General features: G+C 60.8%; 6 protein-coding genes and 1 pseudogene. 2 read left to right on the forward strand and 5 right to left on the reverse strand.

The window, feature by feature from the left end; translation table 11 throughout:
* Nucleotides 1-226 (forward strand): annotated as a pseudogene (locus tag WCA53_RS00725) (hypothetical protein); the annotation flags it as partial.
* A 21-nt stretch (nucleotides 227-247) separates the two neighbouring features.
* Nucleotides 248-1,396, forward strand: coding sequence for a rod shape-determining protein RodA (gene rodA, locus WCA53_RS00730; protein WP_423904270.1), 1,149 nt, complete (start codon nucleotides 248-250; stop codon nucleotides 1,394-1,396).
* A 181-nt stretch (nucleotides 1,397-1,577) separates the two neighbouring features.
* On the opposite strand, the gene WCA53_RS00735 is transcribed toward rodA, so the two are convergent.
* The 5 genes from WCA53_RS00735 to queC form a co-directional block, all read right to left on the reverse strand.
* Entirely contained in the window at nucleotides 1,578-2,264 is a 687-nt protein-coding gene (locus tag WCA53_RS00735) for a tetratricopeptide repeat protein (protein WP_423904252.1), read from the reverse strand.
* The gene (locus WCA53_RS00740; RefSeq protein WP_423904255.1) at nucleotides 2,261-3,043 is read right to left on the reverse strand and encodes an HpcH/HpaI aldolase family protein; all 783 of its coding nucleotides are present in this window, start codon (nucleotides 3,041-3,043) and stop codon (nucleotides 2,261-2,263) included. Before WCA53_RS00740 ends, WCA53_RS00735 begins: the two co-directional genes overlap by 4 nt.
* Nucleotides 3,044-3,288: 245 nt before the next feature.
* Nucleotides 3,289-3,735, reverse strand: coding sequence for a 6-pyruvoyl trahydropterin synthase family protein (locus tag WCA53_RS00745; RefSeq protein ID WP_423904258.1), 447 nt, complete (start codon nucleotides 3,733-3,735; stop codon nucleotides 3,289-3,291).
* A gap of 20 nt (nucleotides 3,736-3,755) precedes the next feature.
* Complete coding sequence (gene queE / locus WCA53_RS00750) at nucleotides 3,756-4,388, reverse strand: 7-carboxy-7-deazaguanine synthase (RefSeq protein WP_423904261.1); 633 nt, start codon at nucleotides 4,386-4,388, stop codon at nucleotides 3,756-3,758.
* Between the two features lie 3 nt (nucleotides 4,389-4,391).
* Nucleotides 4,392-5,126: a 7-cyano-7-deazaguanine synthase QueC gene (gene queC, locus WCA53_RS00755; protein ID WP_423904265.1), complete on the reverse strand. Its 735-nt coding sequence runs from the start codon at nucleotides 5,124-5,126 to the stop codon at nucleotides 4,392-4,394.
* Between the last annotated feature and the right edge of the window lie 358 nt (nucleotides 5,127-5,484).

The following is a 5,484-nucleotide window of genomic DNA, read 5'->3' on the forward strand; positions in this document are numbered from 1 at the left end:
GCCCAGCACGCTGCAAGCGCTGGAAGCAATACCGAAGCCCATTCCGCCTGCGCCGCCCAAAGAGCCGGAAGCGATAGTCGCTGTCAGCGGCCACAAGATGCCGTCCGCGCAGAAGGAACCGAAAGAACCGAAGGCGCCGAAAGCGCCGCCGCCGCCCTCTATCCCGCGCAACACCGGCAAAAGTGCCATCCAGACGGTGATGCCGTCTGGCGGCATCGACGAGTAAAGGAGAACCGCCATGCAAGCGTTGCAATTCGACAAGCGCGTGTGGCTCGACCGCACGAAGCGCATGTTCGCGGGGTTCGACAAGCCGCTCGCGCTAGTCGTGTTCTTGCTGTTGTGCGTCGGGATCGTGACGCTGTACAGCGCGAGTATCGATGTGCCCGGGCGCGTGGAAGACCAGTTACGCAACATCATGCTGACGTTCGTGTTGATGTGGATTCTCGCGAACGTGCCGCCGCCCACGCTGATGCGTTTCGCCGTACCGCTCTATATGTTCGGCATGGCGTTGCTGGTGGCGGTCGCCACGTTCGGCTTGACGAGAAAAGGCGCGAAACGCTGGCTCAACGTCGGCGTGGTCATCCAGCCCTCAGAAATCATGAAGATCGCCACGCCGCTCATGCTCGCGTGGTATTTCCAACGGCGCGAAGGCGGCATCCGATGGTGGGATTACCTGGTCGGCTTTTTGTTGCTGGTCGTGCCGGTGGGCCTGATCGCAAAGCAGCCTGATCTAGGCACTGCCGTACTGGTGTTCGCGGCTGGCATCTTCGTGATCTATTTTGCGGGCCTGAGTTTCAAGCTGATTGTGCCGATCCTGATCGCGGGCGTGGTGGCGGTGGCGAGCATCGCCGTGTTCCAGGAGCGCATCTGCCAGCCGGAAGTGAACTGGCCGCTGATGCACGACTACCAGAAGCATCGGATCTGCACGCTGCTCGACCCGACCTCCGATCCACTGGGACAAGGCTTCCACACGATCCAGGCGGTGATCGCGATCGGCTCGGGCGGGACGTTTGGCAAGGGCTGGCTGAAGGGCACGCAGGCGCATCTGGAATTTATTCCTGAGAAGCACACCGACTTCATCTTTGCGGTGTTTTCGGAGGAGTTCGGGCTGGCCGGGGGCCTTGTGCTGCTGTTCCTCTATATGGCCCTGATCGCGCGCGGGTTATATATCGCGGCGAACGGAGCCACGCTGTTTGGGAGGTTGCTGGCCGGATCGTTGACCATGGCGTTCTTTACTTACGCGTTCGTCAACATCGGGATGGTGAGCGGGATCTTGCCGGTGGTTGGCGTGCCGCTGCCGTTCATGAGTTATGGCGGTACGGCGCTGACTACGCTCGGGGTTGCGGTGGGGCTCATCATGAGCGTTTCGCGACAGAAGCGGTTGATGAAGGGATAGGGAGCAGGGTGAGACGGCGTTTGGGAGGTCTGCTAGCAGAAGCACCCTTGCCCTGCACTCACCGCTAGAGCCGAGGGGCTCTAGCCTCGCCCCACATTCACCGCTAGCAGAAAGGCTCTACCCTTTCCGCACAATCACCGCTCGCACAAGCCCCCGAAAACCCCCAGCGCAGCGCCCTTTGTCACTGCGGCTTCTCCCGCTGCAGTTCCGCACTCAACTGCTGGTACTTGAGCTTGGCCGCCGGATCACCTTGCGCCGCCGCCGCCGCGTAATACGCGCGCGCAACGTTAAGATTCTTCACGACGCCGTCGCCACCGCGCTCATAAAACGATCCGGCGACGTATTGCGCAGTCATGTCGCCACCTTCGGCCGCTTTCTTGTACCAGACGAACGCCTGCGCATTGTCGCGCGGCGTGCCGCGGCCATCGAGGAATTGATTCGCCAGCGCAAGCTCCGCCAAAACGTGGCCCTGGCTCGCGGCACGCAAGAACCACCGATGCGCTTCGGCCGGATCACGGGCAACGAAATCGCCGTCGTCGAACATCTTGCCGTACACGTATTGCGCCTGCGTCATGTTGGCATCGGCCGCTTTGCGCAACCATTTCTTGCCTTCGTCAACGTCGACCGGGCCGCCCTCGCCGTTCACCAGCATCATCGCGTAATTGAATTCGGCGAGCCGGCTGCCCTTTTGCGCCGCGTGAAGAAACTCCGAACGCGCCGCGCCCATGTTGCCGGCGTTGTAATCGGCAACGGCGTTTTGGGTCGCGATGTCGCTACTCTTGACGGTCTGCGCATCCGCGCCGCTCATTCCCGCCAACAGTGCCACAGTCATTGCCAAAGACAGTGTGCTCAACAATCCCCGTTTCATGCCCTAGCCTCCTGCAACGCCTGGCGCGTCGCTTTCAATAACCAGCCAACATCCGCCGATAGCGCAATCACCTTCACACCTGCTTCGGCGTATTGCCGCGCGCTCGGCACATCGAGTGCGAACATCCCGCTAGCAATGCCGGCCTGCTTCGCGGTATCGATGATCTTTTTGATCGCCGCCTGGACCTCCGGATGCTTCGTATCGCCGAGATGGCCGAGACTCGCCGCCAAATCCGCTGGCCCGATAAACAGGCAATCGATGCCGGGCGTACCCGCGATCGCTTCAACGTTCGCCACGGCTTGCGCCGATTCAATCTGCACGATGATCGAAATCTGCGCGTTCGCCATAGTCACGTAATCGCGCCGCATGCCATAGGCCGCAGCACGCACCGCGCCCGCTGCGCCGCGCAAACCATCGAGTGCGTCGCCATGCGGATATTGCGTAAGCCGCACGACCTGCGCAGCCTCTTGCGCCGACTCCACATTCGGGAACATGACGGTGCGCGCGCCTGCATCGAGCACGCGTTTGACTAGCCAGGCGTCATGCGACGGCACGCGTACGATCGGCTCGCTTGGCAAGTGCGCGGCAGCGATTGCGCGCAATTGCGCCACGACATCGTGGGCGTCGTTCGGCGAATGTTCCATATCGATACACAGCCAGTCGAAGCCCGCATGCGCGAGCGCTTCAGCAATGTCCGCGCTGCCCAGCGACAACCATAGGCCGAACAGCGTGCCCGGCTCGGTGAAGCGTTGCTTGAGGGGATTCGTGAAAGTGCTCATCGCGTGACCTCGTTTGGCTTGGCCGAGGCAGGATGGTATGCAGGCATATTTCGCTCCGGTATTTTCTGGCTGCAGATGCCCCGCGGGGTTCTCGCGCGGCCTGGATCATTGATCATACCGTGCCAAAAGCAGCGCCACCGTTGGGGGAATCGAGGGCTCGGACGAGCGCGGCAGAAAGGCGGAACGGAGCGTTGCCCGTGTCGCCCTGGCGCAACCGGAGTCTTGTCTTCGTCGAGCCGGAACGCTCAGACGCTTTCCACGTCGGCCCAGCAATTCGGCGTTTCATACAGCCGCACGCGCTTGAGCTTCAGATTGACGCCGTAGTGCGCGTCGTAGACGCCGGAGAGAATGCGAAACGCCTCCGCGGCGAGATTTTCGACGGTTGGAATGCGATCGAGCACGACGGTCTTATGCTCGTGCATGGAATCGAGAAAAGTACGGACTTGCTCGTCGCCCTTGAAAACGATGAATGCGTGATCCCACAGATTGACGAGATGTTCCATCGCGAGCGCTTTGACGTCCGCGAAATCCATGACCATGCCGCGATCCGGCGCGCCTTCGGTCTCCACGAGATCGCCTTGCAGCGTGATCTCCAGCACGTATCTGTGGCCGTGTAGATTGCGGCACTGGCTGCGGTGATCGGGGATGCGGTGGCCCGCGTCGAATTCGAGTTTTCGGGTAATCGTCTGCACGTGGACTCAGTCGTCTTGGATCAGGGAATATTCAGGTACTTGTGCGTCTGCATCGACAGGCGCCATTTGGGATGGCGCTTGCACCAGTCGATCGCGAGCTTCGTGTTGATATCGCGCGATGGGCCGTCCATGGGCTGCACGAGGAAATAATCGAAGTCGAGTTGCGCGTATTCAGCCAGGCGCTGGTTGTCCTGCGGCACGACCACTTTCAACTCGTTGCCCTTCGTCACAACCAAAGGCGCATCCGCTTTCGGACTCACGCAAATCCAGTCGATGCTATCCAGCACGGGCAACGATCCATTCGTTTCGATAGCCATTTCAAAGCCTGCGGCATGCAGCGCATCGACGAAAGGCGGGTCGATTTGCAACATGGGTTCGCCGCCCGTACACACGACGAAGCGATGTCCCTCGCCTTCAGGCCATTGCGACGCGATCATGGCGACGAGCTCTTGCGGCGTACGATATTTGCCACCGTTTTCACCGTCGGTGCCAACGAAATCCGTATCGCAAAACTTGCACACGGCGTCCGCGCGATCCTCCTCACGACCGGACCAGAGATTGCATCCTGCAAAGCGGCAGAACACGGCCGGACGTCCTGCGTTCGCGCCTTCGCCCTGAAGCGTGTAGAAGATTTCCTTTACGGCATACGTCATGATCTAGACAGGCTCTGTAGTGACTTGCTCGCCCGATTGGTAGGCTTCGAAGCCGCGTTTTCGCAGCTTGCACGCCGGGCATTGTCCGCAACCGAAACCCCACGCGTGCAGTTCGGCGCGCTCGCCGACGTAACACGTATGCGTCTCGACGCGCACCAGTTCCACCAGCGCCTCGCCGCCGAGTTGTTCGGCGAGCCGCCAGGTATCGGCTTTATCCAGCCACATCAACGGCGTTTCGAGCGAAAAGCGGCTGTCCATGCCGAGATTGAGCGTGACTTGCAGCGCCTTCATGGTGTCGTCGCGACAATCCGGGTAGCCCGAGAAATCCGTCTCGCACATGCCGCCGACCAGCACCTTCAGTCCCCGCCGATACGCAATCGCCGCCGCAATCGTCATGAACATGAGATTACGGCCCGGCACAAAGGTATTGGGCAAGCCGTTCGCGGTGGCTTCGATTTCGATGTCGCGCGTCATGGCGGTATCGCTGATCGCACCGAGCACGCTGAGGTCGATCGTGTGGTCCTCGCCCAAGCGTGCCGCCCAATGCGGAAACTGCTTTTCCAGCGATGCACGGAAGCCTTCCCGGCATTCGAGTTCCACGCGATGCCGCTGGCCGTAATCGAAACCGAGGGTCTCGACGGTCGTGTAGCGGTCGAGCGCCCAGGCAAGGCACGTGGCCGAATCCTGGCCGCCGGAAAACAGCACCAGTGCGCTGTCCTTAGCGTCTGTCCGAGTCACCGTGAAACTCCGTGAATGAGGCTTGAGGGGGCGAGCCTTGGGTCTTGTCCGACCGAGCCTTGGGCTGGGCCCATTGAAACGGCCGTCGAGTTGGCCAACGAACTGCTGCACGAAATTAACGCTGACACTGCAAGTCGTTGAACAGCCAAGGATTTTACCATGGTGCCGGTTCGACGCGCTCTGCGGTACCCGCTGGCGCTTCGCTGGCACTTCTATACTGACGATACCCCCGACACAATGAGAAAGGCCCGGAAACCTTGCGGTTTCCGGGCCTTTTTTGCAACTGTGGTGGCCTGGGTCGGAATCGAACCAACGACACGCGGATTTTCAATCCGCTGCTCTACCAACTGAGCTACCG

The sequence above is a fragment of the Caballeronia sp. genome, assembly GCF_049581465.1.
GTDB lineage: Bacteria > Pseudomonadota > Gammaproteobacteria > Burkholderiales > Burkholderiaceae > Caballeronia.

Coding starts and splice junctions, on each gene's coding strand:
- WCA53_RS00735 (WP_423904252.1), bottom strand. CDS start 2,264: ATGAAACGGGGATTGTTGAGCACACTGTCTTTGGCAATGACTGTGGCA.
- WCA53_RS00740 (WP_423904255.1), bottom strand. CDS start 3,043: ATGAGCACTTTCACGAATCCCCTCAAGCAACGCTTCACCGAGCCGGGC.
- queE (WP_423904261.1), bottom strand. CDS start 4,388: ATGACGTATGCCGTAAAGGAAATCTTCTACACGCTTCAGGGCGAAGGC.